Annotated in this window: 21 protein-coding genes; 4 read left to right on the forward strand and 17 right to left on the reverse strand. The window is 72.6% G+C overall.

The annotated features are described in order from the left end of the window. The 5 genes from Dvina_RS49580 to tsaB all read right to left on the reverse strand — a co-directional run bounded on the left by Dvina_RS49580 (position 1) and on the right by tsaB (position 4,151). Entirely contained in the window at positions 1–1,674 is a 1,674-nt protein-coding gene (locus Dvina_RS49580) for an ABC transporter transmembrane domain-containing protein (RefSeq protein WP_223099014.1), read from the reverse strand. 67 nt (positions 1,675–1,741) lie between these two features. After that, positions 1,742–1,999: a hypothetical protein gene (locus Dvina_RS49585; protein ID WP_223099015.1), complete on the reverse strand. Its 258-nt coding sequence runs from the start codon at positions 1,997–1,999 to the stop codon at positions 1,742–1,744. A 25-nt stretch (positions 2,000–2,024) separates the two neighbouring features. After that, complete coding sequence (gene tsaD, locus Dvina_RS49590; RefSeq protein ID WP_223099016.1) at positions 2,025–3,068, reverse strand: tRNA (adenosine(37)-N6)-threonylcarbamoyltransferase complex transferase subunit TsaD; 1,044 nt, start codon at positions 3,066–3,068, stop codon at positions 2,025–2,027. Beyond that, entirely contained in the window at positions 3,058–3,480 is a 423-nt protein-coding gene (rimI, locus tag Dvina_RS49595; protein WP_223106160.1) for a ribosomal protein S18-alanine N-acetyltransferase, read from the reverse strand. The genes tsaD and rimI overlap by 11 nt, the downstream gene beginning before the upstream one ends. Positions 3,481–3,500: 20 nt before the next feature. Continuing rightward, the gene (gene tsaB, locus Dvina_RS49600) at positions 3,501–4,151 is read right to left on the reverse strand and encodes a tRNA (adenosine(37)-N6)-threonylcarbamoyltransferase complex dimerization subunit type 1 TsaB (RefSeq protein WP_223099017.1); all 651 of its coding nucleotides are present in this window, start codon (positions 4,149–4,151) and stop codon (positions 3,501–3,503) included. An 83-nt stretch (positions 4,152–4,234) separates the two neighbouring features. Here tsaB and Dvina_RS49605 point away from each other — a divergent pair, with 83 nt between their 5' ends. Next, on the forward strand, positions 4,235–6,124 hold the full coding sequence (locus Dvina_RS49605) for an Hsp70 family protein (protein WP_223099018.1): 1,890 nt from the start codon (positions 4,235–4,237) through the stop codon (positions 6,122–6,124). On the opposite strand, the gene tsaE is transcribed toward Dvina_RS49605, so the two are convergent. From tsaE to Dvina_RS49655, 10 genes are all read right to left on the reverse strand, one after another. Beyond that, positions 6,110–6,586, reverse strand: a complete 477-nt coding sequence (gene tsaE / locus Dvina_RS49610) for a tRNA (adenosine(37)-N6)-threonylcarbamoyltransferase complex ATPase subunit type 1 TsaE (RefSeq protein ID WP_223099020.1) — start codon at positions 6,584–6,586, stop codon at positions 6,110–6,112. The two genes, Dvina_RS49605 and tsaE, sit on opposite strands and share 15 nt — an antisense overlap. Continuing rightward, on the reverse strand, positions 6,583–7,659 hold the full coding sequence (locus tag Dvina_RS49615; protein ID WP_223099023.1) for an alpha/beta fold hydrolase: 1,077 nt from the start codon (positions 7,657–7,659) through the stop codon (positions 6,583–6,585). The genes tsaE and Dvina_RS49615 overlap by 4 nt, the downstream gene beginning before the upstream one ends. Before the next feature lie 20 nt (positions 7,660–7,679). After that, positions 7,680–9,128 (reverse strand): NAD(P)H-hydrate dehydratase, encoded by a 1,449-nt coding sequence (locus tag Dvina_RS49620; RefSeq protein WP_223099026.1) that lies wholly within the window; start codon positions 9,126–9,128, stop codon positions 7,680–7,682. 23 nt (positions 9,129–9,151) lie between these two features. After that, the gene (gene glmS / locus Dvina_RS49625; RefSeq protein ID WP_223099030.1) at positions 9,152–11,068 is read right to left on the reverse strand and encodes a glutamine--fructose-6-phosphate transaminase (isomerizing); all 1,917 of its coding nucleotides are present in this window, start codon (positions 11,066–11,068) and stop codon (positions 9,152–9,154) included. Positions 11,069–11,153: 85 nt separating this feature from the next. Then, a complete protein-coding gene (locus Dvina_RS49630; RefSeq protein WP_223099032.1) occupies positions 11,154–11,912 on the reverse strand; it encodes an SDR family oxidoreductase in 759 nt (252 codons plus the stop codon). A 12-nt stretch (positions 11,913–11,924) separates the two neighbouring features. Beyond that, positions 11,925–13,271: a phosphoglucosamine mutase gene (glmM, locus tag Dvina_RS49635; RefSeq protein ID WP_223099034.1), complete on the reverse strand. Its 1,347-nt coding sequence runs from the start codon at positions 13,269–13,271 to the stop codon at positions 11,925–11,927. 121 nt (positions 13,272–13,392) lie between these two features. After that, a complete protein-coding gene (rpsI, locus tag Dvina_RS49640) occupies positions 13,393–13,938 on the reverse strand; it encodes a 30S ribosomal protein S9 (protein ID WP_306425148.1) in 546 nt (181 codons plus the stop codon). A 20-nt stretch (positions 13,939–13,958) separates the two neighbouring features. After that, on the reverse strand, positions 13,959–14,402 hold the full coding sequence (rplM, locus tag Dvina_RS49645; protein WP_246655830.1) for a 50S ribosomal protein L13: 444 nt from the start codon (positions 14,400–14,402) through the stop codon (positions 13,959–13,961). Between the two features lie 184 nt (positions 14,403–14,586). Next, complete coding sequence (locus Dvina_RS49650) at positions 14,587–15,927, reverse strand: nitrate/nitrite transporter (protein WP_223099038.1); 1,341 nt, start codon at positions 15,925–15,927, stop codon at positions 14,587–14,589. Between the two features lie 121 nt (positions 15,928–16,048). Beyond that, positions 16,049–16,771 carry a hypothetical protein gene (locus tag Dvina_RS49655; protein ID WP_223099039.1) on the reverse strand — a complete coding sequence of 241 codons (723 nt, stop codon included), beginning with the start codon at positions 16,769–16,771 and terminating at the stop codon, positions 16,049–16,051. 191 nt (positions 16,772–16,962) lie between these two features. Here Dvina_RS49655 and nirB point away from each other — a divergent pair, with 191 nt between their 5' ends. Genes nirB through Dvina_RS49670 form a run of 3 tightly spaced genes read left to right on the forward strand, consistent with a single transcriptional unit; the run spans position 16,963 to position 20,935 of the window. Continuing rightward, the gene (gene nirB, locus Dvina_RS49660) at positions 16,963–19,461 is read left to right on the forward strand and encodes a nitrite reductase large subunit NirB (protein WP_380028140.1); all 2,499 of its coding nucleotides are present in this window, start codon (positions 16,963–16,965) and stop codon (positions 19,459–19,461) included. Continuing rightward, positions 19,458–19,796 (forward strand): nitrite reductase small subunit NirD, encoded by a 339-nt coding sequence (gene nirD, locus Dvina_RS49665; RefSeq protein ID WP_223099040.1) that lies wholly within the window; start codon positions 19,458–19,460, stop codon positions 19,794–19,796. Before nirB ends, nirD begins: the two co-directional genes overlap by 4 nt. After that, positions 19,793–20,935 (forward strand): uroporphyrinogen-III synthase, encoded by a 1,143-nt coding sequence (locus tag Dvina_RS49670; RefSeq protein ID WP_246655831.1) that lies wholly within the window; start codon positions 19,793–19,795, stop codon positions 20,933–20,935. Before nirD ends, Dvina_RS49670 begins: the two co-directional genes overlap by 4 nt. A gap of 22 nt (positions 20,936–20,957) precedes the next feature. Here Dvina_RS49670 and Dvina_RS49675 read toward each other — a convergent pair whose 3' ends face one another. Together Dvina_RS49675 and thiD are read right to left on the reverse strand one after the other, a co-directional pair. Next, the gene (locus Dvina_RS49675; RefSeq protein WP_223099041.1) at positions 20,958–21,203 is read right to left on the reverse strand and encodes a DUF2630 family protein; all 246 of its coding nucleotides are present in this window, start codon (positions 21,201–21,203) and stop codon (positions 20,958–20,960) included. A 21-nt stretch (positions 21,204–21,224) separates the two neighbouring features. Beyond that, positions 21,225–22,025: a bifunctional hydroxymethylpyrimidine kinase/phosphomethylpyrimidine kinase gene (gene thiD / locus Dvina_RS49680; RefSeq protein ID WP_223099042.1), complete on the reverse strand. Its 801-nt coding sequence runs from the start codon at positions 22,023–22,025 to the stop codon at positions 21,225–21,227. Positions 22,026–22,052: the final 27 nt, after the last annotated feature.

Raw genomic sequence — 22,052 nt, forward strand, 5'->3', positions numbered from 1 at the left:
TCAGCCCTCCCCGCGGGTGACGGTGGCCGCGTACGCCGGGCAGCTGTCCAGCAGTTCCCGGTGCGGCCCGGTCGCGGCGACCCGGCCGTCGGCGTCGACGAAGGCCACCGTGTCGGCCCGGTCGAGCAGCAGGGGGCTCGTCGTGCAGACCACCGTCGTGCGCCCCTTGCGCCGCTGCGGCAGCCGCTCGGCGATCCGCGCCTCCGTGTGCGCGTCGACGGCGCTCGTCGGTTCGACGAGGACGAGCACCGGCGGGTCCAGGGCCAGCGCCCGGGCCAGCCGCAGCCGCTGCTGCTGCCCGCCGGAGAAGTCCCGCCCCCGCTCGGCGATCTCGGTGTCCAGCCCGTCCGGCAGCGCCTCGACGATGTCCACGGCGGCCGCGTCGGCGAGCGTGTCCCCGGCGCCGACCTCGTCGCGCAGCGGCCCGCGGAACAGCGTGGCGTCGTTGTCCGCGAGGAGGATGCGGCGCCGCACCTCTTCGAGCGCCATCGCCTTCAGCGGTACCCCGCGCACACGCACGTTCGACGCCGGGTCCAGCAGCGCGAGGCGCTCCGCGATGGCCGCCGCGTCCTGCGGCCTGACCGCGGCCACGGCCGTGAGCCGGTGCTCCTGCACCAGCAGGCCGGAGTCGGGGTCGTCCAGGTCGCCCTCCTGGACCGGTACCGATGCCGCCGTTTCGGGAAAATCGGGCTCGACGCGCAGGACGGCCACCACCCGCCCGGCGGCCACCAGGCCCCGGGTCAGCTTCTGGGCAAACTCGGTGAGCGTCCGCAGCGGCCCGATCAGGAACGCCGCGTAGGCGTAGAAGGCCACCAGCTCGCCCGGCGAGATCCGCCCGCTCACCGCGAACCGCGCCCCCAGCCACGTGACGAGGGCGATGAAGCACCCGGGCAGCAGGATCTGCGCCGCCTCCAGCGTGGCCTCGACCCGCGCCACCCGCACCCCGGCGAACCGCACCCGCTGCGACTCCACCCGATACCGCCGCGAGAACTCCTGCTCCCCGCCGACCCCGCGCAGCACCCGCAGCCCGGCCACGATGTCGGCGGCCCGCCCGGTGAGCTCCCCCGACAGTTCCCGCTGATGCCGCCGCCGCTGATGCAACGGCCGCAGCAGCACCCCGACGACCACGACGAGCACCGGCACCCCGAGCACGACCACGAGCCCGAGCGGCACCGACACCCGCAACAGCAGCGCGGTCACCACGACGATCGCCACGACCGACCCGCTGGCCCGGGCGGTGACGTCGATGGAGTACCCGATGTGGTCGAAGTCGGTGGTCCCGATGCTCACCACTTCCCCGGCCGCCACCCGCTTCTGCAGCGCCGCCCCGAGCCGGGTTGCCTGCCGCGCCGTGACCTGCACGGTCCGGAACCCGGCGCTGAGAAAGTTCGAGACCGCGAACCGATGCCGCATGATCCCCGTGAACGCCGTGGCGGCCCCGAGCCCGAGGACCGCCGTCCCGGCCCGGAGCAGCCCGCCGCGATCGTGCCGCGCGAGCGCATCCACCCCGCCCCCGATGGCCGCCGGGACGAGCGCCTGACTGACCATCCACAGCACGCCGAACGTCACACCACCGGCGATGAGCCCCAACTGCCCCCGCACGATCCAGACCAGATACCGAAACGCCGACCGGCTGTCCGGCTCCCCGGGCTCATCTTGAGGCAGTCTTCGCACAGCCCCCGACGGTAACCGCACTTCACCCCGGAACGCCTTACATTTTCCGCGGCCCGGGAGGGCTCGGCTAGCGGTCGACCTCGGTGAAGTCCCAGAACTGGGGTTTGCGGGCGACCAGGTGCGACGGCGGGTCGGCGAAGGGCTCCGGGGTGCTGCCGCGCCACTTGGAGATGACCACCAGGCGCTGGTCGGTCGAGGAGTAGACCTCGCTGCTCAGGTGCAGCGGGCTCACCTCCACGCGGGGCAGCATGGCGTCGCAGACCCAGGACAGGAGCTCTCCGAACGCCTCAGGGTGCGCCCGTACCTCCCACATGCGCACGATCACGGCGGTGGACTCTACTACCCCCATGTCACGCCGTCACAAGCGTGATCGGCATCGCCGAGTCCGACGGCAGGCCCAGCCGGCCGGGCTCGGCGCCGGAGGCGACCAGGTGGGAGCCGAGCGCGGCCACCATCGCGCCGTTGTCGGTGCACAGGTTGGGGCGCGGGACGCGGACCGCGATGCCGTACTTCTCCGCCCGCTGCCCGGCCAACGCGCGGATCCGGGAGTTGGCCGCCACGCCGCCGCCGATGACGAGCGTCTCGATGCCGTGCTCCCGGCAGGCGTCGATCGCCTTGGCCGTCAGGACGTCGCAGACCGCCTCCTGGAAGCTGGCCGCCACGTCGTTGACCGGCACCGGCTCGCCGCTGCGCGCGCGGGCCTCGACCCAGCGGGCGACGGCGGTCTTCAGGCCGGAGAAGGAGAAGTCGAAGCGGTGCTCGGCCAGGTCGCGGGGGCCGGTGAGGCCGCGCGGGAACGGGATGACCACCTGGCCCTCGCGGGCCGCGCGGTCGATCGGCGGGCCGCCCGGGAACGGCAGGCCCAGGAGGCGGGCCACCTTGTCGAACGCCTCGCCGGCGGCGTCGTCGATGGTGGCGCCCAGCGGGGTCACGCCGGCGGCCAGGTCGTCGACGCGCAGGAGCGAGGAGTGCCCGCCGGAGACCAGCAGGGCGATCGCGGGCTCGGGCAGGGCGCCGTGCTCGAGTGTGTCGACGGCCACGTGGGCGGCCAGGTGGTTGACGCCGTAGATCGGCTTGCCCGCGGCGAGCGCGTAGGCCTTGGCCGCGGCCACGCCGACCAGCAGGGCGCCGGCCAGGCCGGGGCCCGCGGTCACCGCGATGGCGTCCACGTCGGCGAGCGTCACGCCGGCCCGGTCGAGGGCCCGTTGCACCGTCGGGACCATGGCCTCGAAGTGGGCCCGGCTGGCCACCTCGGGCACCACGCCGCCGAAGCGGGCGTGCTCGTCGACGCTCGACGCGATCTCGTCGGCGAGCAGCGTGTGCCCGCGGACGATCCCGACGCCCGTCTCGTCGCACGACGTCTCGATACCCAGAACCAAAGGCTCAGTCTTCACGCATCATCACCAGTGCATCCGTGTTGCTGGGCTGGTAGTAGCCGCGGCGGATGCCGACGGCCTCGAACCCGTACTCCGCGTAGAGCCGCTGCGCCGGGCCGTTGTCGACCGCGACCTCGAGCAGTACCTTCGGGGCGCCGCGGCGCTCGGCCTCGGCCAGCAGGGCCTCCAGCAGCCGGCGGCCGACCCCCCGGCGCTGCGCGTCCTTGCGCACGCCGATGTTCTGGACCCACGCCTCGTCGGGCGCCGTGACGGCCAGCCCGGCGTAGCCGACGATCCGCTCGCCGTCCAGCGCGACCAGGTAGTGGTGGCCGAGGGCCAGCTCGTTCCAGAACATGCCGGCCGACCAGCGCTCATCGCCGAACAGCTCGTCCTCGATCGGCAGCAGGTCCTCGATGTGGAACCAGCGCATCTCGGCCAGGACCGCGACGCTCACTGCAGGGCCGGCTTACGCTCTCCGGGCAGCATCGCGTCCGGGCGGCGCAGGTACAGCGGCGTCAGGGTCTCCCCCGGCGCCTTGCCGCGCACCCGGTCGGCCGCGAGCTCGGCCAGGGCCAGGGCGGACGGGTAGCGCGGGCCGTCGACCGGCAGATGCAGCACCTCGGCGTACTTCTCCGCGCCGTCCCCCGCCGCGAGCGCGACGCCGTCGAGCGCGACGGCGTCCGGGCGGGCCACGTCCGGGCCGGCGATGCGCTGCCCGTCGGCGTACACGGCCCAGTAGATCTCCTTGCGCCGCGCGTCAGTGCCGACGAGCGCCCGGCCCGGCAGCCGCAGCCCGATCGCGTCGAGCGTGCACACCCCGTAGACGGGGATGGCGAGCGCGTGGCCGAGCGCGGCGGCGGTGACCATCCCGGCGCGCAGGCCGGTGAACGGGCCGGGGCCGACGCCCGCGACGACGGCGGCCAGGTCGCCGGGGGCCGCGCCGCTCTCGGCCAGGACGGCGTGGATCTGGGGCGCCAGCAGCTCACCGGCGCCGCGCGCGTCGATCGTGACCCGCTCCGCGAGCAGCGTGACCCCGTCATCGATCTTGGCCAGCGCCGCTGTCACCGCCGCCGTCGCCGTGTCCACCACCATCACCAGCACGCAGCCAACTCTAAAACCAGTTAACAGGGCCGCAACGAGAAGGCCCTAGCATCGGCGGCTATCGACGCCGGGAGAGAGCCGCCATGACCGAACCGATCCTGGTCGTGGACATCGGGTCGTGGGCCCTGTCCGCCGCCGTAGTCCTGCCCGACCGGGTCCACCCGGTGCGCGAGCCGGTGAGCGGCGCACTGCGCTGGCCCGCGGCCAGTCCCGAGCGGCTCGGGGCCGCGCTGAGCGCGATCGCGACGGAGGCCAGGCCCGTCGCCCGGCTGGTGCTGAGCGCGCCTGTGACGTCCCGGGCCGCCGCGCTCGAAGCGTCAGCGCAGGCCGGCTTCCCCGACGCCGAACTGGTCCCGGACGCCGGCGCCGCCGTGCTGGATCCGCTGACGCTCCTGGAGGTGCCGGAGGGCGGATTCGTGCTCGTGTGCGACCTCGGGCAGACGTGGACTGTGACTGTTGCGCAGATGCAGCACGGCCGGCCGGTGTCGCTGAGCCAGGAGAGCTCCGGCAGCGGCCGCGACCTCGACGTCATGCTCGTCGCCGACCTGCGGGCCCAGCTCGCCCAGTGGGTCGAGCCCGCCTTCGCCGCCGGCGGCGACGTCAGCCTGCGGGCCAACCTCCACGCACTCGACGTCGTCCGGCGGCTCAAGCATCGCCTGGCCGACGTCATGGAAGCCGAGGAGGAGGTGGAGGCCGGGGTGCCGCCGTACCGGCTGGATCGCCGCCGCCTCGACCAGCTCACCGAGCCCGGAGCCCGGTGGCTGGTGGCGAGTGCCCGGGCGGTCGTGGCGCGGGCCGGCCTCGGTCCGAGTGACGTGGTGACAGTCCTGCTCGTCGGGGGCGCGGCCCGGCTGCCGGGGATCGGACCGGCGCTGCACAACGGCCTCGGGCGGCCGGTGACGCGGCCCGCGGATCCGGAGCTGGCGGTGTTGCGCGGCGCGGCGGCCTGGGTGCGCTCCCGTCCGGCCCGCACGGTGCCGGCCGAGCCACCGGCCTGGCGGGTGGAGCCGCTGACCTGGACCGTTCCCGGCGGGCGCGGGCGGCTGGTGCGCTGGCTGGTGCAGGAGGGTGAGGCGTACGGTCGCGACACCCTCTTGGCTCAGGTGCGCACAGCCGACGACAGCGTTTATGACCTCACGTCCGGCCGCAGCGAGGGCATCCTGCTGGAGCAGCGGGTCGCGGCCGGCGGCCTGATCGACTCGGGGATGGTGGCCGCGCACGCCCGCCTGGAGCCCGCGGGCGTCGAGCGGTTTCAGCTGGCCAAGCGCCATCGGCTCCGGGCCACCGGCGACTGGCTGCTCATGCCCGACCGGCGCACGCTCGTGGAGTGCTCGAGCGACGGCGAGTACGTCAAGGTGCGCACGATCGCCAGCGGCGCCCTCGTCGCCGAGCTGCGGCCGGGCCGCGGGACGAAGCAGAAGCGGCAGGCGCAGCTGGCGCTCGGGCCGGGGCAGCAGCTGGCGCTCGTGACGTGGGACGCCGAGGGCCACTTCAGCGTGTGGGACGTGTTCTCCGGACGGGTCACGGCGAGCTTCTCGGACGGGCACAAGCCGGATGCGGTACTGCTGAACGAGGCCGAGTGGCGCCTGGTGACAACCGGCGCCGGGGCGGCCCACGTGGGTCGCTACCGCCGGGACGTGGCGACGGTCTGGGACCTCAGCACCGGCGCCCGCCTGGACCGGATCGTGGGCGAGGACCTGTCCCGGCGGTTCACCGGCTACGCCGAGGCCAGCCAGGCCGACGCCTTCGCCCCGGAGATGAAGAGCCCGGACGGCCGGCTCTACGCGGCGGCGGCGGACGGCGCGCTGTCGGTCCGCGACCTGGAGACCGAGGCCGAGGTGTTCCGCACCGAGCTCGGCGCGGCCCGGCGGGTCAGCACCGCCTTCTGCCACGAGGGCCGGCACCTGCTGGTCCGCGGCACCGACGACGAGAGCACCTGGGTCGACGTCTACGAGGTGCTACAGCCCGCCTGAGATGCGATCGGCCCAGTCGCCGCCGCGCGGGGTGAGCGACACCACCCGGGAGTCGTCGTCGCGGCGCTCGAGGCGGACCTCCAGGTGCTCGTCGCTGAGCTGCTCGACCAGGCCCTCGCCCCACTCGACGAGCGTCACCGAGTCCTCGAGCGTGGCGTCGAGGTCGAGCGCGTCCACCTCGCCGATCGGGTCGGCGACGTTGCCGAGCCGGTAGGCGTCGACGTGCACCATCGGCAGCGAGCCCCCGCGGTCGGGGTCCGGCTGGTGTACGCGGGCGATGACGAACGTCGGCGAGGTGACGTCCCCGCGCACGCCCAGCCCGGCGCCGATGCCCTGGGCCATTGCCGTCTTGCCCGCGCCGAGGGGACCGGTGAGGACGATCAGGTCGCCTTCTCGCAGGACCCGGGCCAGGGCCCGGCCGAAGTCCCGGGTCTCATCCACGGTCGCCAGCACTCGCGTCACTGCAGCACCTTCGTGAGGAACGTGTCCATGGCGTCGTTCACCTCGTCGGCGTGCTCCAGCAGGACCACGTGGCCGGCGTCGGGGACGATCACGAGCTCGGCCTCGGGAAGGACCGACGTGATCTCGTAAGTGTGGGCCAGCGGCGTCAGGAAGTCCTTGTCGCCGCAGACCAGCAGCACCGGCACCGACTGGAGCGGGCCCAGCACGAGCAGCCGCGAGTGCGTGTAGAGGGTGCGCAGGTAGCGGGCGATGACCTCGGTCGACGTGGTGGAGTTCATCCGCTCGACGTACGAGACCAGGGCCGGGCTGGGGCGGGTGGTGCCGAAGCCGTAGCGGCGGGTCAGCAGCCAGGCCAGGTCGGCCGAGGCGCGGCGGCCGCGGTCGATGACGGCCGAGCTGATCGGGCCGGCCAGGCCGACGAGCGGCAGCAGCGGGCGGCGGAACCGGGCCACGACCTCGGGGAAGCCGAACGTGACGGTGTCGAGCTTGCCGGCCGAGGTGGAGATCAGCACGCACGCGGCGACCCGCGACTCGAACAGCTCGGGCATCTGCTCGGCCAGGGCCATGATCGTCATGCCGCCCATGGAGTGGCCGACGAGCACTACCGCGTCCTCGTTCGTGCAGGTGGCCTCCAGGACCGCCCGCAGCCCCGCGCCGAGGGAGTCGATGGTGTACTCCCCCTTCTTGAGCCGCCCCGACTTCCCGTGCCCCGGCTGGTCGTAGATGACCATGCGGTACTTGCCCTCGAAGTACTTGCGCTGGAAGTGGAACGTGCCCATGTCCAGGCAGAACCCGTGCACGAAGACAAGCGTCGGGCGGTCCTCGCCCGGCGGGCCGTCCACGATCTCGACGTGCAGGTCGATGCCGTCGTCGGTGGTGACTGTCAGCTCCTCGTCGGCCGCCCAGACCCCGAACTCCTCGTCGGCGTAGGGGTCGTCGGCGTTCTTGGAGCGGCGCACGAGGTAGCGCTCCGTGGCCACTCCCGCGGCGACGCCGGCCGCGGCGAGGCCGACGATCGCCCCGACGATGCCGGCCTTGCGTTTGCGGTTGGTTCGCGCCACCTCGGTACCCATGCTGAAAGCGTAAACGGTCGTTACCGGCGAGTTAAGGTCCCGACGGCTTCGCGCAGGTGAGCGGCCACGTCGGTGGCGGTGACGGGGCCGGAGTCGGCGGCCCGGCGCCCGGCCAGCCCATGGACGTATGCCGCTGCCACCGCCGCGTGCTCGGCCTGCAGGCCGCCGGCCAGCAGCGCGCCGAGCAGCCCGGCCAGGACGTCGCCGGAGCCGCCGGTGGCCAGCGCCGCGGTGCCTGTCGGGTTGACGAACACCCGCCCGTCCGGGGTGGCCACGATGGTGCGGTCGCCCTTGAGCAGGACGGTCGCGTCGATCCGCTCGGCCAGGGCCTTGGCCGCGCCGATCCGGTCGTCGCCGGGCGCACCGCCGAACATCCGCTGGAACTCCCCGTCGTGCGGGGTGACGACGGTGGGCGCGTCCCGCTCGCGCATCCAGTCGGCCAGCCGGGCGTCGGCGAGCAGCGTGAGCGCGTCGGCGTCGAGGATGGCCGGCACCGGCGCGCCGAGCACGGCCCGCAGCTCGCCGTAGCCGCGCTCGTCGGTGCCGAGGCCGCTGCCGCAGACCCACGCCTGGACCCGGCCGGCGTCGGAGACCTTCTCGGTGGCGATGACCGGCGGGTGGTGGTACCGCACCACGTGCGCCGCGCTCCCCGCGTAGCGCACGAGCCCGGCCGGCCCGGCGAGCGCGCCGGCGGTGGAGAGCACCGCCGCACCCGGGTACTTGTCGGAGCCGGTCGCGACCCCGACGACCCCGCGGGAGTACTTGTTGTCGGTCGCCCGCGGACGCGGCCACCAGCCGGCGATGTCGGCCGCGTCCGGCACGTAGAGCGCGGGGTCGCCATCGAGATGGTCCTCGAGGCCGATATCGATAAGCTCCAGGATTCCGGCGTGTACCGCCCCCGCTCCGACGAGCAGCCCCGGCTTGAGGGCCCCGAAGGTCACGGTGATGTCGGCGTGCACCGCCATGCCGCCCACGGCCCCGGTGTCGGCGTCCACGCCCGACGGCATGTCCACGGCGATGACGGGCGCGCGGTGCAGCACGTCGGCGAGGTCGGCGACGCGCGCCGCGATCGGCTCCCGCAGCCCGCCCTGCCCCCCGATGCCGAGGATGCCGTCAACCACCACGTCGGCCCGGCCGGCCGACGGTCCGGGAGCGTCGTCGTCGAGGCGCCCGCCGGCCCGGTAGAGCGCCTCGGCGGCCGCGCGGTGGACCCGGTCGGGGCTGAACACCAGCGCGTCGACCCGGGCCCCACGGGCGGCCAGCCGGGCCCCGGCGTAGAGGGCGTCGGCGCCGTTGTTGCCGGGGCCGACGAGCAGCAGGACCCGGCTCCCGTACACCCGGGGCAGGGTGTCGGCGATGCGCCGGGCCAGGCCGGCGGCGGCGCGCTGCATGAGCGCGCCGCCGGGCAGCGTCTTCATCACGGACTCTTCGGCCGCGCGCACCTGCGCGACCCGCCAGGCTGTCCTCACCCGACAACCCAATCACATGGGGTTCACTCCACGGTGACCGACTTGGCCAGGTTTCGGGGCTGGTCGACGTCGTGGCCCCGGGCCGAGGCGATCTCGCAGGCCAGCACCTGCAGCGGGACCGTCGTGACGAGCGGGGCCAGCAGGGTCGGGGTGATCGGGACGTAGAAGAGGTGGTCGGCGTAGGGCTTCACGGCCACGTCGCCCTCCTCCGCGATCACGATCGTGCGAGCGCCACGGGCCCGGACCTCCTGGATGTTGGAGACGACCTTGTCGTGCAGCACGCCGCGGCCGCGGGGCGAGGGCACCACGCAGATGACGGGTGTGCCCTCGTCGATGAGCGCGATCGGGCCGTGCTTGAGCTCGCCGGCCGCGAACCCCTCGGCGTGCATGTACGCCAGCTCCTTGAGCTTCAGCGCACCCTCCAGGGCCACGGGGTAGCTGACGTGCCGGCCGATGAACAGCACGCTCTTGGCCTCGGCCAGGTCGCGGGCGAGCTCGCGGATCGGGGCCATCATCGACAGCACCTGCTCGATCTTCTCCGGCATCTCCTGCAGCTGGGCGATGATCGCGGCGACCTCGTCGGCGTACTTCACCCCGCGCACCTGGGCCAGGTGCAGCCCGACGAGGTAGCAGGCGACCAGCTGGGTCAGGAACGCCTTGGTCGACGCGACGGCGATCTCCGGCCCGGCGTGGGTGTAGAGCACGGCGTCGGACTCGCGCGGGATGGTCGAGCCGTTGGTGTTGCAGATCGCCAGGACCCGGGCCTTCTGCTCCTTGGCGTGGCGCAGGGCCATCAGGGTGTCCATGGTCTCGCCGGACTGGGAGATGGCGACCACGAGCGTGGAGCGGTCGAGCACCGGGTCCCGGTAGCGGAACTCGCTGGCCAGCTCGACCTCGCAGGGGATGCGGGTCCAGTGCTCGATGGCATATTTGGCGACCATGCCCGCGTGGTAGGCGGTGCCGCAGGCCACGATGAACACCTTGTCGACGTCGCGCAGGTCCTGGTCGGTCAGGCGGACCTCGTCGAGCATCAGGTCGCCGGTCTCGTTGAGCCGGCCCAGGAGCGTCTCGGCGACCGCGTGGGGCTGCTCGGCGATCTCCTTGAGCATGAAGTACTCGTAGCCGCTCTTCTCGGCGGCGGAGGCGTCCCAGGTGATGTGGAACGGCTTGCCCTCCACGGGGTTGCCGTGGAAGTCGGTGATCACGATGTCGGTGGGGCTGATCAGCACGACCTGGTCCTGGCCGAGCTCGACCGCCTCGCGGGTGTGCTCGATGAACGCCGAGACGTCGCTGGCCAGGTAGTTTTCGCCCTCGCCGCGGCCGACGACGAGCGGGGAGTTGCGCCGGGCGCCGACCACCACGCCGGGGGCCTCGACGTCGACGGCGAGCAGCGTGAACGCGCCCTCCAGGCGGCGGGAGACGATCCGCATGGCCTCGGCCAGCTTCTCGCCCGGCGTGGCGCCGGCGGCGTCCTGCAGCGCCCGGGCCAGCAGGTGGGCCGCGCACTCGGTGTCGGTGTCGCTGGCGAACTCGATGCCGTCGTGCTCGAGCTCGGCGCGCAGCTTGGCGAAGTTCTCGATGATGCCGTTGTGGATGACCGCGACCCGGCCGTCGAACGAGCGGTGCGGGTGCGCGTTGCGGTCGGTCGGGCCGCCGTGCGTGGCCCAGCGGGTGTGCCCGATGCCGGTGGCGCCCACCCGGAGGCCGTGCGCGCCCTCTTCGGCCAGGGCCTTTTCGAGGTTGGCGAGCTTGCCGGCGCGCTTGGCGGTGAGCAGCTCACCGGGCCGGCGCCGGCCGGCCGCGTCCCCATCGTCGGTGTCGCCCGACAGGACGATCGCGACGCCGGCGGAGTCGTAGCCGCGGTACTCCAGGCGGCGCAGCCCGTCCAGCACGATGTTCAAGGCCGGCCGGGCGCCGGCGTACCCCACGATTCCGCACATGCCCGTACCGTAGCAGAATTTCGAGCAGAACCCGTGCGCGAAACTGTCGCATACGCGCACGGGAAATGCGCACGAAAGGTTGACCCTAGATGAGCGAGGAGCGGATCTGTGCTCCGCCGTCAACCACCAGGGTCTGGCCCGTCATCCAGCGTGACGCAGAACCGGCCAGGAAGGTGATCACTTCCGCGATGTCCTCGGGCTCACCGATGCGGCCCAGCGGGAGCTTGTCGTTGAGGTAGTCCTCGTTGTTCTCCCACAGCCCCTTGGCCAGGTGGGTGCGCACGATCCCGGGGGCGACGGCGTTGACCCGGATCGGGGCGAGCTCGGCCGCCAGCTGCCGGGTCAGGTGGATGAGCGCGGCCTTGGTGGCGTTGTAGTAGCCGATCCCGGGCTCGGTGAGCACCCCGCCGACGGAGGCCACGTTGACCACGGTGCCCGTCCCCCGCTGCGCCATCGAGGCCTTGTAGACGAGTTGGGTCCAGAGCACCGGGCCGAACTGGTTGAGCCGGACCGTCTTCTCCGCGCGGACCGGGTCGATGTCCATGAGCGGCCCGAAGTAGGGGTTGGTGCCGGCGTTGTTGACAAGCACGTCGATCGCCCCGAAGCGGGCCATGGCCGCGTCGACCACCGCGGCCGCCTGCTCGGGCTCGGCGGCGTGGGCGGCGTGGGTGAGCACGCCGACGGCCGGGAACTGGGCGGTGATCTCGGCCGCGACCTCGTCCAAGGTCTCGATCTTGCGTGAGGTCAGCACGACGTTGCAGCCCTCGGCGGCGAACGCGAGCGCGCTCGCCTTGCCGATACCGCGGGACGCGCCGGTGACGATCACTGTGCGGGCATCTGTCATGCGCGCACGTTACTACTGAGTAGGCGAGACCATCCGCACGATGTGAGCGATTCGCTCCGCGGCTTCCTTGGCGATCTCCTGCGTGCCGGCCTCGACCATGACGCGCACGAGCTGCTCGGTGCCGGAGGGGCGCAGCAGGACCCGGCCCTCGCCGCCCAGCTCGGCCTCGACCTGCTTGGCCGCGTCGAGCACCTGGGGCGAGCGCGCCGCGGCCGCCCGGTCCAGGACCGGCACGTTGATCATCACCTGAGGCAGCCGATGTACCACTGACGCCAGCTCTTTGAGGCTCTTGCCGGAGCTTTCCATGCGCCCCATGAGGTGCAGTGCGGTGAGCACGCCGTCGCCGGTCGTCGCGAACGCCGGCATCACGATGTGCCCGCTCTGCTCGCCGCCGAGCGCGAGCCCCTTGGCCCGCAGCTCCTCCAGGACGTAGCGGTCGCCGACCTTGGTCTCGAGCAGCCGGATGCCGGCCTCGGCCATCGCCAGCTTCAGGCCCAGGTTGCTCATCACCGTCGCGACGAGCGTGTCGTCGGTCAGCCGACCGGCGTCGCGCATCGACAGCGCGAGGATCGCCATGATCTGGTCGCCGTCGACCTCGGTGCCGTCGCCGGCCACCGCGATGCACCTGTCGGCGTCGCCGTCGTGGGCGATGCCCAGGTCGGCGTTGTGCTCGACGACGGCCTGGCACAGCTGCGCGATGTGGTTGGAGCCGCAGTCCTCGTTGATGTTGAGGCCGTCGGGGTCCGCGTTTATCGCGATGACGTTGGCGCCGGCGCGGCGGTAGGCCTCGGGCGCGGCCGACGAGGCGGCGCCGTTCGCGCAGTCGACGACGACGGTGAGGTCGGCCAGCGGGCTGGGCAGCGAGGTCAGCAGGTGCCGCACGTAGCGGTCCTCGCCGTCGGGGTAGTCGGTGACCCGGCCGACCCCGGCGCCCGTGGGGCGGCGGTGGGTGCCGTTGTCCATGAGGCGCTCGATCTCGTCCTCGACCTCGTCGGGCAGCTTGTGCCCGCCCGCGGCGAAGAGCTTGATGCCGTTGTCGGGCATCGGGTTGTGCGAGGCCGAGAGCATCACGCCGATGTCGGCCTCGAGCACGCCGGTCAGGTACGCCACCGCGGGCGTCGGCAGCACGCCGACCCGCACCACGTTGGCGCCCGCGCTGGTCAGGCCGGCCACCACGGCCGCCTCCAGCATCTCGCCGCTGGCCCGCGGGTCACGCCCGACGACCGCGACCGGCGCGTGGGAGTGGTCGTGCTCGAACAGCGCCTGGGCGGCCGCGATGGCGACCGCCATTGCGAGCTCGGGAGTCAGGTCGGCGTTGGCCCGCCCACGAACTCCGTCGGTGCCGAAGAGTCGCCCCATCGCGATACCTCCCAAGTCGAACCCGCCGCGCGCACGCCCGGCAGCACAGCCTCGCAACCGCCCCGCAACACGAAACGGCCGGGTGCCCACCTCCAGGGTGGCACCCGGCCGACGCGCTTCGTTAGCGCTTCGAGTACTGAGGAGCCTTACGGGCCTTCTTGAGACCGTACTTCTTGCGCTCGGTCGCCCGGGCGTCACGAGTCAGGAATCCGGCCTTCTTGAGCGCCGGACGGTCGTCGGGGTCGTTCTCGATCAGGGCCCGGGCGATCGCGAGGCGCAGGCCGCCGGCCTGGCCGGTGGTGCCGCCGCCGCGCAGGTTGGCGAAGACGTCGAACTGCTCCGCCTTCTCCACGATCACCAGCGGCTCTTTCACCGACTGCTGGTGCACCTTGCTGGGGAAGTAGTTCTCCAGCTCGCGGCCGTTGAGCAGGAACTTGCCGGAGCCGGGGACCAGGCGGACCCGGACGATGGCCTCCTTGCGGCGGCCGACGGTCTGGATCGGCTGGCCGGCGCGGCGGGCCCGGGTGGGCGCCGTGCTGGTCGCGGTCGCGGTCGCGGTGGCCGTCGCGGCGGGGGCCGGAGCGGCCGCAGCCGGGGCGGCGGGGGTCTCGACGGTCTCGACGGCCTCGGCGGCCGGCGTCGGGTCGGCGGTGGTCTCGTCCGTCACGCTCAGTCCTTCGTCCGCGCTCACTGCGCGATCTGCTTGATCTCGAACGGCTGGGGCAGCTGAGCGGCGTGCGGGTGCTCGGCGCCCGCGTAGACCTTCAGCTTGTGGATCTGGCGCGCGCCCAGCCGGTTGTGCGGCAGCATGCCCTTCACCGCCAGCTCGATGGCCCGCTCGGGGTTCTTGGTGAGCAGCTCCTCGTAGCCGACCCGCTTGAGACCACCCGGGTAGCCCGAGTGGCGGTAGGCCACCTTCGTCTGCCGCTTGTTGCCGGTCAGCGCGACCTTGCCGGCGTTGATCACGATGACGAAGTCGCCGGTGTCCACGTGCGGGGCGAACGTCGGCTTGTGCTTGCCGCGCAGCAGCGTCGCCGCGTGCGTGGCGAGGCGGCCGAGCACAACGTCGGTGGCGTCGATGACATGCCACACGCGCTCGATCTCACCCGGCTTCGGGCTGTACGTACCCACAGTTCTACCTTGTCTTCCGCAATCGTCGGTCCGGGGTGCGTCTCGATGACGGCGCTGAACTGAAATTAGCCCGGGCGCACGGTCACCCAGCGTACCCGAACAATGGGGACGCCTTGTCATCGCACAACAGCGATCCACGATACTCGGCGTCCCCAGCGGGATCCAAATCGGGTCGCCTACCGCCTTACACCCCCGAGAGCCTGCGCGGCGAGCGGCGCAGATAGACCAGCCACGTCACCAGGAAGCATATGGCGTAATACCCGATAAAAGCGATATAAGCGCCATCACCGGTTTTGTACGCCAGGAACGACTGCCGGAACGCGAGGTTCACCAGCACCCCGCCGGCCGCACCGATCGCCCCGGCCACGCCGATGAGCGCTGTCGCCAGCCGCCGGGCCTCGCGCTCGTCGTCCGGAAACTTGGCCCGGAAGATCGCCGGGATCATCTTGTACGTCGAGCCGTTGCCGAGCCCGCTGAAGATGAACAGCAGCACGAACCCGGTCACGAACAGTGGTAGCGAGTGCCGCTGGGACGCGAGCAGGACCAGCCCCGCGCCGAGCGCCATCGCCACGAAGTTCCAGAAGGTGACGACCGCGCCGCCGAGCCGGTCCGCCAGGATGCCGCCGATCGGGCGGATCAGCGAGCCGAGCAGCGGGCCGAGGAACGTCAGGTAGGCCGCCTGCACCGGGGTGGAGAAGTCGGACTTGAACTGCACCTGCAGGACCTGCCCGAAGGCGAAGCCGAAGCCGATGAACGAGCCGAAGGTCCCGATGTAGAGCAGCGACATGATCCAGGCGTGCCCGTTCTTGATCACGTCGCGCATGGCCCGCTTGTCGTTGGAGGCGTGCGTCAGGTTGTCCATGTAGATCGCGGCCAGCGCCGCGGCGATGACGATCAGCGGCAGGTAGATCAGGACGATGTACCGCGGGTGGGCGGCTCCGGCGGTGGCCAGCACCAGCAGCCCGATGAGCTGGACCGCGGCCACGCCGATGTTCCCGCCGCCGGCGTTGATGCCGAGCGCCCAGCCCTTGAGCCGCTGCGGGTAGAAGGCATTGATGTTGGCCATCGAGGAGGCGAAGTTGCCGCCGCCGACACCGGCCACGGAGGCGCAGATGAGCAGCGTGGTGAACGAGACTCCGGGCTCCAGGATGATCCCGGCGAAGATCGTCGGGACCAGGAGCATGAGGGCGCTGAAGATCGTCCAGTTGCGCCCGCCGAAGGTGGCGACGGCGAACGTGTACGGCAGCCGCAGCACCGCCCCGACGAGCGTAGGCGCGCTGGTGAGCAGGAACTTCTGGGCCGGGTCGAGCCCGTAGCGCGGTCCGAGGAAGAGCACGAACACCGACCACAGGCTCCAGATCGAGAAGCCGATGTGCTCGGAGAGGATGGAGACGACCAGGTTGCGGCGGGCGATCTTCGCGCCGCCCTCGGCCCAGAAGGCCGGGTCCTCGGGGTGCCAGTCGTCGATCCAGCGGCCGCGGCGCGGCTCGGGCTGAGACTGCGGTTTGTCCACGGCAAGCGTCATGGTCGTGGATGCTAGGGACGGCCCGTTTCGGCTCGTCGCACCCAAGTTGTCGGCGTCGAAACGTTTACCCCACGAGGGCGGATCGGCTCTTGTGAGGATCCGCCCTCGCGGGATTCGTCGCTTACGCCTTCGTGAAGGTCCAGGTGCCGGTGTCGGTCTCGCCCGCGGGCGGCGAGAGCTTGAGGGTGCCGCTGCCGCACTCGTACTGGCTCTTCTTGAGGATCGGCTGCGCGTCCACGGCCCCGCCGGTGTTGGCGGTGCCGGTGCCGGCGAACTCGGCGATCGAGACCTTGTCGGCCACGCGCTGGGCGACCGGCGCGGTGAGGTCGACGGTCACCGTGAGGGTGGTGAAGTCGACGGAGCCGCTCGGCTCGAGCGTGCCGGTGGTGCCGGACGGGCTCTTGACCGCGCCGTTGACCTTGCCGCCGTAGCTGAAGCTGCCCTTCACGGCGTTGCCGGAGACGGAGAACGTGAAGGTCACCGGCTGCATGGCGCCGAAGTCGACGAGCGTCTTGCCGCCGGAGTCGATCGTCAGCATGGTGCCGCCGCCACCGGTGAAGTCGCCGCCCACCGGGCCGGTGAGCTTGCCCGTGATGCTCGTGGCTTTCCAGGAGCCGACCAGGCACGACGCCACAGTCCCCTGGCCGCCGCCGGTGGTGCCGCTGGTGGTGCCCGAGGCGCCGGTGGAGGCGCCGCCCGAGGGGCCGGTGCCCGTGGTGCCGGTCGCGCCGGACGCTCCGGCCGAGGCCCCGGTGCCGGGGCCGGCCTTGTCGCCACTACATCCGGTGAGCCCGATGCTGAGCGCCGCAACGGCCGCTAGTGCGGCCTTGCCGGTCGTGCGCATCTGCTTCCTCCTCGCTGCTTTATAGGGGTCCATGGTTCTTTACCCCGCCACGGACCGCCGCCAATCTACAGTGTGGATATCTGGCACAACGCTTCGGTAACGTCCAGGCCGGGCCCCGTGTGAGCCGCACTTAGCAGGCCCGAAACATTCGGGACTTTGCGGCGAAACCGCCCCCCGGCAGCCTTTGGGCCATGTCCGCTGCGGTCAGTGAATCAGGCTCGTCGATGAAAGTGGTCGTCGTCGGCCACGGCATGGTCGGGCACCGGTTCACGGAGGCCCTGGCCGCCCGCGACCCCGGCCGCCGGTGGCAGGTCACAGTACTGGCCGAGGAGGGTCGCCGGGCCTACGACCGGGTGCGCCTCTCCGCCTACTTCGACGGCGTCTCGGCCGAGGAGCTGACCTACGGCGTGCCCGACGGCGTCGAGGTCCGGCTGGGCGAGCCCGCGCTCTCGATCGACCGGGCCGGGCGCAAGGTCACCACGGCGCAGGGGGTGTACGAGTACGACGCCCTCGTGATCGCGACCGGCTCGTCCGCGTTCGTGCCGCCGATCACCGGCGTGGATCAGGCGGGCGTCTTCGTGTACCGCACCCTCGACGACCTGGAGGCGATCCGCGAGCACGCCCGGGGCCGGGAGGTCGGCGCGGTCATCGGCGGCGGCCTGCTCGGTCTGGAGGCGGCCAACGCGCTGCGCCTGCTGGGCCTGCGCACCCACGTGATCGAGTTCGCGCCGCGGCTCATGCCGGTGCAGGTCGACACCGCGGGCGGAGCGGTGCTGCGCAAGTACGTCGAGGACCTCGGCGTGACCACCCACCTCGGCGCCGGCACCACCGCCATCCGCTCCACGGGGTCGAGCGGACGGCTCGGGCTCACGCTCTCCGACGGCGCCCACGTGCCCGCCGACATCGTGGTGGTCGCGGCCGGCATCCGGCCCCGCGACGACCTGGCCCGGGCGGCCGGGCTGGCCACCGGGGCGCGCGGCGGCGTGGTCGTCGACGCCGGCTGCCGGACCGCGGACCCGGCGATCTACGCGATCGGTGAGTGCGCCGAGATCGACGGGCGCTGCTACGGGCTCGTCGCACCCGGCTACGCGATGGCCGAGGTGGTCGCCGACCGGCTGCTCGGCGGGGCGGCCGAGTTCCCCGGGGCCGACACGTCGACAAAGCTCAAGCTGCTCGGGGTCGACGTGGCCAGCTTCGGCATCGCCCAGACCGAAAAGGGCCAGCGCGACGACCTGCTCGACATCGTGTACCTCGACGCGGCGAACGGGCGCTACGCGAAGCTGGTGCTGTCCGACGACGCCCAGACGCTGCTCGGCGGCATCCTGGTCGGGGACGCGAGCGCGTATCCGACCCTGCGCGCCAGCGTCGGCGGACCGCTGCCCGGCCACCCGCTCGCGCTGCTGGCCGGCTCCACGGACATGGGCGACGTGGCGCTGCCGTCCGACGCCCAGGTCTGCAGCTGCAACGCGGTCACCCAGGGCCAGGTGGTGGCCGCGATCCACGAGGGCTGCGCCGACGTGCCCGCGATCAAGGAGTGCACCCGGGCCGGCACCAGCTGCGGGTCGTGCGTGCCGCTGCTCAAGCAGATCCTGAAGCAGCAGGGCGTCGCCGCCTCCAAGGCGCTGTGCGAGCACTTCGACTACTCCCGGGCCGAGCTCTTCGACATCGTGCGCGTCCGCGAGGTACGCACGTTCTCGCAGCTCATCGCCGAGCACGGCCGGGGCCGCGGCTGTGACGTGTGCAAGCCGACAGTCGCCTCGATCCTCGCCTCGCTGCACAACGACTACGTGCTCGACGGCGAGCAGGCCTCTCTGCAGGACACCAACGACCACTTCCTGGCCAACATCCAGCGCAACGGCACCTACTCGGTCGTCCCGCGCATCCCCGGCGGCGAGATCACGCCGGAGAAGCTGATCGTGATCGGCGAGGTGGCCCGCGACTTCAACCTCTACACCAAGATCACCGGCGGGCAGCGCATCGACCTGCTGGGCGCCCGGGTGGAGCAGCTCCCGGCGATCTGGAGCCGGCTGGTCGCGGCCGGGTTCGAGTCCGGGCACGCCTACGGCAAGGCCCTGCGCACGGTGAAGTCGTGCGTCGGGTCGACCTGGTGCCGCTACGGGGTGCAGGACTCGGTCGGGCTGGCCATCGAGCTGGAGCTGCGGTACCGGGGGCTGCGCGCTCCCCACAAGCTCAAGTCCGCGGTCTCCGGCTGCGCCCGCGAGTGCGCCGAGGCCAAGGGCAAGGACTTCGGGATCATCGCCACGGACCAGGGCTGGAACCTTTACGTCGGCGGCAACGGCGGCTTCCGCCCGCGCCACGCCGACCTGCTGGCCTCCGACCTGACGACCGAGGAGCTCATCCGCACGATCGACCGGTTCCTGATGTTCTACATCCGCACCGCCGACCGCCTCCAGCGCACCTCGGCCTGGATCGAGGGCCTGGAGGGCGGCCTGGACTACGTCCGCGCGGTCGTCGTCGAGGACTCCCTCGGCATCGCCGACGAGCTCGACGCGCAGATGGCCCGGCACGTCTCGTCGTACATGGACGAGTGGCGGGCGACGGTCGAGGACCCCGAGCGCCTCGCCCGCTTCGTGTCGTTCGTCAACGCCCCCGGCACCCCCGATCCGACGATCTCCTTCGTTTCCGAACGCGGGCAACCGGTGCCCGTCGTCCTAGGAGCGCGCCAATGACCTGGACCGTTGTGTGCCCGTACCTTCGCCTGGAGCCCGACCGCGGGGTGGCCGCCCTGGTCGGTGGCGAGCAGGTGGCACTCTTTCGCACCTTCGACGGTTCGCTGCACGCCATCGGCAACGTCGACCCGATAAGCGGGGCGGCCGTGCTGTCCCGCGGCATCGTCGGCAGCCGCGGCGACCGCCCGGTCGTCGCCTCACCCATGCACAAGCAGGCCTTCGACCTCACCACCGGCGAGTGCCTGGACGAGCCGGAGATCCGCGTCCCGGTCTACGCGGTGCGGGTCAGCGACGGGATGGTCGAGATCGGCGACCCGACCGAGGTGACAGCGTGAGCGCGACAAGCCGGCTGGAGTCCCGGCCGGCGTCCGACGAGGAGCTGCCGCTGGCCGGGTTCACGGTGGCCGTGACCGCGGACCGGCGCCGCGACGAGCTCAGCGCCCTGCTGGAGCGGCGCGGGGCCCGGGTGGTGCTGGCCCCGGCCCTGCGTATCGTGCCGGTCGCCGACGACACCGAGCTCAAGGCGGCCACCGTGTCATGCGTGGACGTGGCCCCGGACATCGTCATCGCGACCACCGGCATCGGCCTGCGCGGCTGGATCGAGGCGGCGGAGGGCTGGGGTCTCGGGGAGGCGCTGCGCACCCGGCTCAGCGAGGCGTACCTGATCGCGCGGGGCCCCAAGGCCAAGGGAGCCGTGCGGGCGGCCGGGATGCTGGAGAACTGGTCCCCCGAGACCGAGAGCTGCGACGAGGTCCTCGACTACCTGACCACCGGCGGGTTCCCGGGCGGGCTCGCGGGCCGGCGCATCGCCCTGCAGCTGCACGGGGAGCCCCACCCGGAGTTCACCTCGGCCCTGCGCGATGCGGGCGCGATCGTCGTGGAGATCCCGGTGTACCGCTGGGCCCCGCCCGTCGACCCCGCGCCCCTGCGCCGGCTGGTCGACCTGATCTGCTCGCGCCTGGTCGACTCGGTCACGTTCACCTCGGCGCCCGCGGTCAGCTCCCTGCTGCGCGTGGCCGGCCCCGAGGCGCCGGACGTGCTGGAGGCCCTGCGCACCGACGTCCTGGCCGCCTGCGTGGGCCCGGTGACCGCGGCCCCGCTGCAGCGCCTGGGCATCCCCGTGGCGGCGCCGGCCCGGGCCCGCCTGGGCGCTCTGGTCCGCATCCTGGTGGACGAGCTGCCGAAGCGCTCGCCCACCCTGCAGGTCGCCGGGGCCGCGGTGACCCTGCGCGGCCACGCGGCGATCATCGACGGCCACCTGAAGCCGCTCGCCCCGGGCCCCATGGCCGTGCTGCGGGCCCTGGCCGCCTCGCCGGGCCGCGTCCTGTCCCGGGCCGCCCTGCTGCGCGAGCTGCCGCGCGGCGCCGATGAGCACGCGGTGGAGATGGCCGTGGCCCGCCTGCGCGCCGCCCTGGGCGGCTCCGCGTTCGTCCAGACCGTGGTCAAACGCGGCTACCGCCTCCGGGTCGACTGACGCAACCCCCGGGTCGAGCGGTCTACTGGAGGTAGTGCTCGACCTCGTCGATGGAGTGGGCCTCGACCTCGTCCGGGGAGACGCCCTGCTGCTTCGCCGCGCGCCGGCGGCGGAGCAGGTCCCACAGCTGGTCGAGGTGCTCCTCGACCGCGCGCAGGCGCTCGTGCTCCTCCTGCTCGGTGATCTTGCCGGCCTGCACCTGGGTGCGCAGCTTGTGCTCCTCGTCCACCAGGGTGGAGATCTGGTGGATCAGCGTCTTCTCGTCCATGACAGGCAATCATCCACCACGTCAGCGCAGCGTGAGCGAGGACCAGCCGAACTGGTCGATGGGTCCCGGGCCGTTGCCCAGGCGCCACTCGGCCGCGTCGCCGATCGCGCGGCCCACGAAGCCCTTGGCCCAGGCCACCGCGGCGTCGGCGTCGTCGGCCGCGGCCAGGCGGGCGGCCACGGCGGTGGCGAACGTCGCGCCGCTGCCGTCGGTGTTGCGGCTGGAGATGCGCGGGCTGTGCAGCACCCGGGCCTCGCCGTCGGCCCACAGCACGTCGATCGCGTCCGCACCGGCCGCGAAGTCGCCGCCGGTGATCACCACGCAGCGCGGGCCCCGGGCGGAGAGCTGCGACGCCGCCGCCGCCATGTCCTCCGGCGTGACCACGTCCCAGCCGAGCAGCGCCGACGCCTCCTCCCGGTTGGGGGTCAGGACGCTCGCGTGGGGCAGCAGCCGCTCGTACGCCGCGATCAGCCCCCGCCGCGACCCCGTCGCCGCCGTCAGCACCGGGTCGACGACCAGGTTGGGCAGCGCGCCGTTGCGGGCCCGGGCGGCGATCGCCACCGCGGTCTCCGGCGTGGGCAGGATGCCGGTCTTCACCGCCGCCACCGGCAGGTCGTCCAGGACGCTGGTGAGCTGGGCGGTCACGACGTTCGTCGGCTGCGGGTACAGGTCGGCCACGTCCCGGGTGTTGCGCGACACCACGGCCGTCACCACCGAGGCCCCGTGCATCCGCAGCGCGGCCAGGGTGCGCAGGTCGGCCTGCAGGCCCGACCCGCCGGACGAGTCGGAGGCCCCGATGGTGAGAACGACAGTCGGCTGCACGGGCGATAGGTCACCACGGAGAGTGAC

The sequence above is a fragment of the Dactylosporangium vinaceum genome (genome assembly GCF_019904175.1).
GTDB classification, from domain to species: Bacteria; Actinomycetota; Actinomycetes; order Mycobacteriales; family Micromonosporaceae; genus Dactylosporangium; species Dactylosporangium vinaceum.

Coding starts and splice junctions, on each gene's coding strand:
- rimI (WP_223106160.1), bottom strand. CDS start 3,480: ATGCGCTGGTTCCACATCGAGGACCTGCTGCCGATCGAGGACGAGCTG.
- Dvina_RS49650 (WP_223099038.1), bottom strand. CDS start 15,927: ATGACGCTTGCCGTGGACAAACCGCAGTCTCAGCCCGAGCCGCGCCGC.
- Dvina_RS49605 (WP_223099018.1), top strand. CDS start 4,235: ATGACCGAACCGATCCTGGTCGTGGACATCGGGTCGTGGGCCCTGTCC.
- nirD (WP_223099040.1), top strand. CDS start 19,458: ATGACCTGGACCGTTGTGTGCCCGTACCTTCGCCTGGAGCCCGACCGC.
- nirB (WP_380028140.1), top strand. CDS start 16,963: ATGTCCGCTGCGGTCAGTGAATCAGGCTCGTCGATGAAAGTGGTCGTC.
- Dvina_RS49675 (WP_223099041.1), bottom strand. CDS start 21,203: ATGGACGAGAAGACGCTGATCCACCAGATCTCCACCCTGGTGGACGAG.
- Dvina_RS49655 (WP_223099039.1), bottom strand. CDS start 16,771: ATGCGCACGACCGGCAAGGCCGCACTAGCGGCCGTTGCGGCGCTCAGC.
- glmS (WP_223099030.1), bottom strand. CDS start 11,068: ATGTGCGGAATCGTGGGGTACGCCGGCGCCCGGCCGGCCTTGAACATC.
- Dvina_RS49630 (WP_223099032.1), bottom strand. CDS start 11,912: ATGACAGATGCCCGCACAGTGATCGTCACCGGCGCGTCCCGCGGTATC.
- Dvina_RS49615 (WP_223099023.1), bottom strand. CDS start 7,659: ATGGGTACCGAGGTGGCGCGAACCAACCGCAAACGCAAGGCCGGCATC.
- glmM (WP_223099034.1), bottom strand. CDS start 13,271: ATGGGGCGACTCTTCGGCACCGACGGAGTTCGTGGGCGGGCCAACGCC.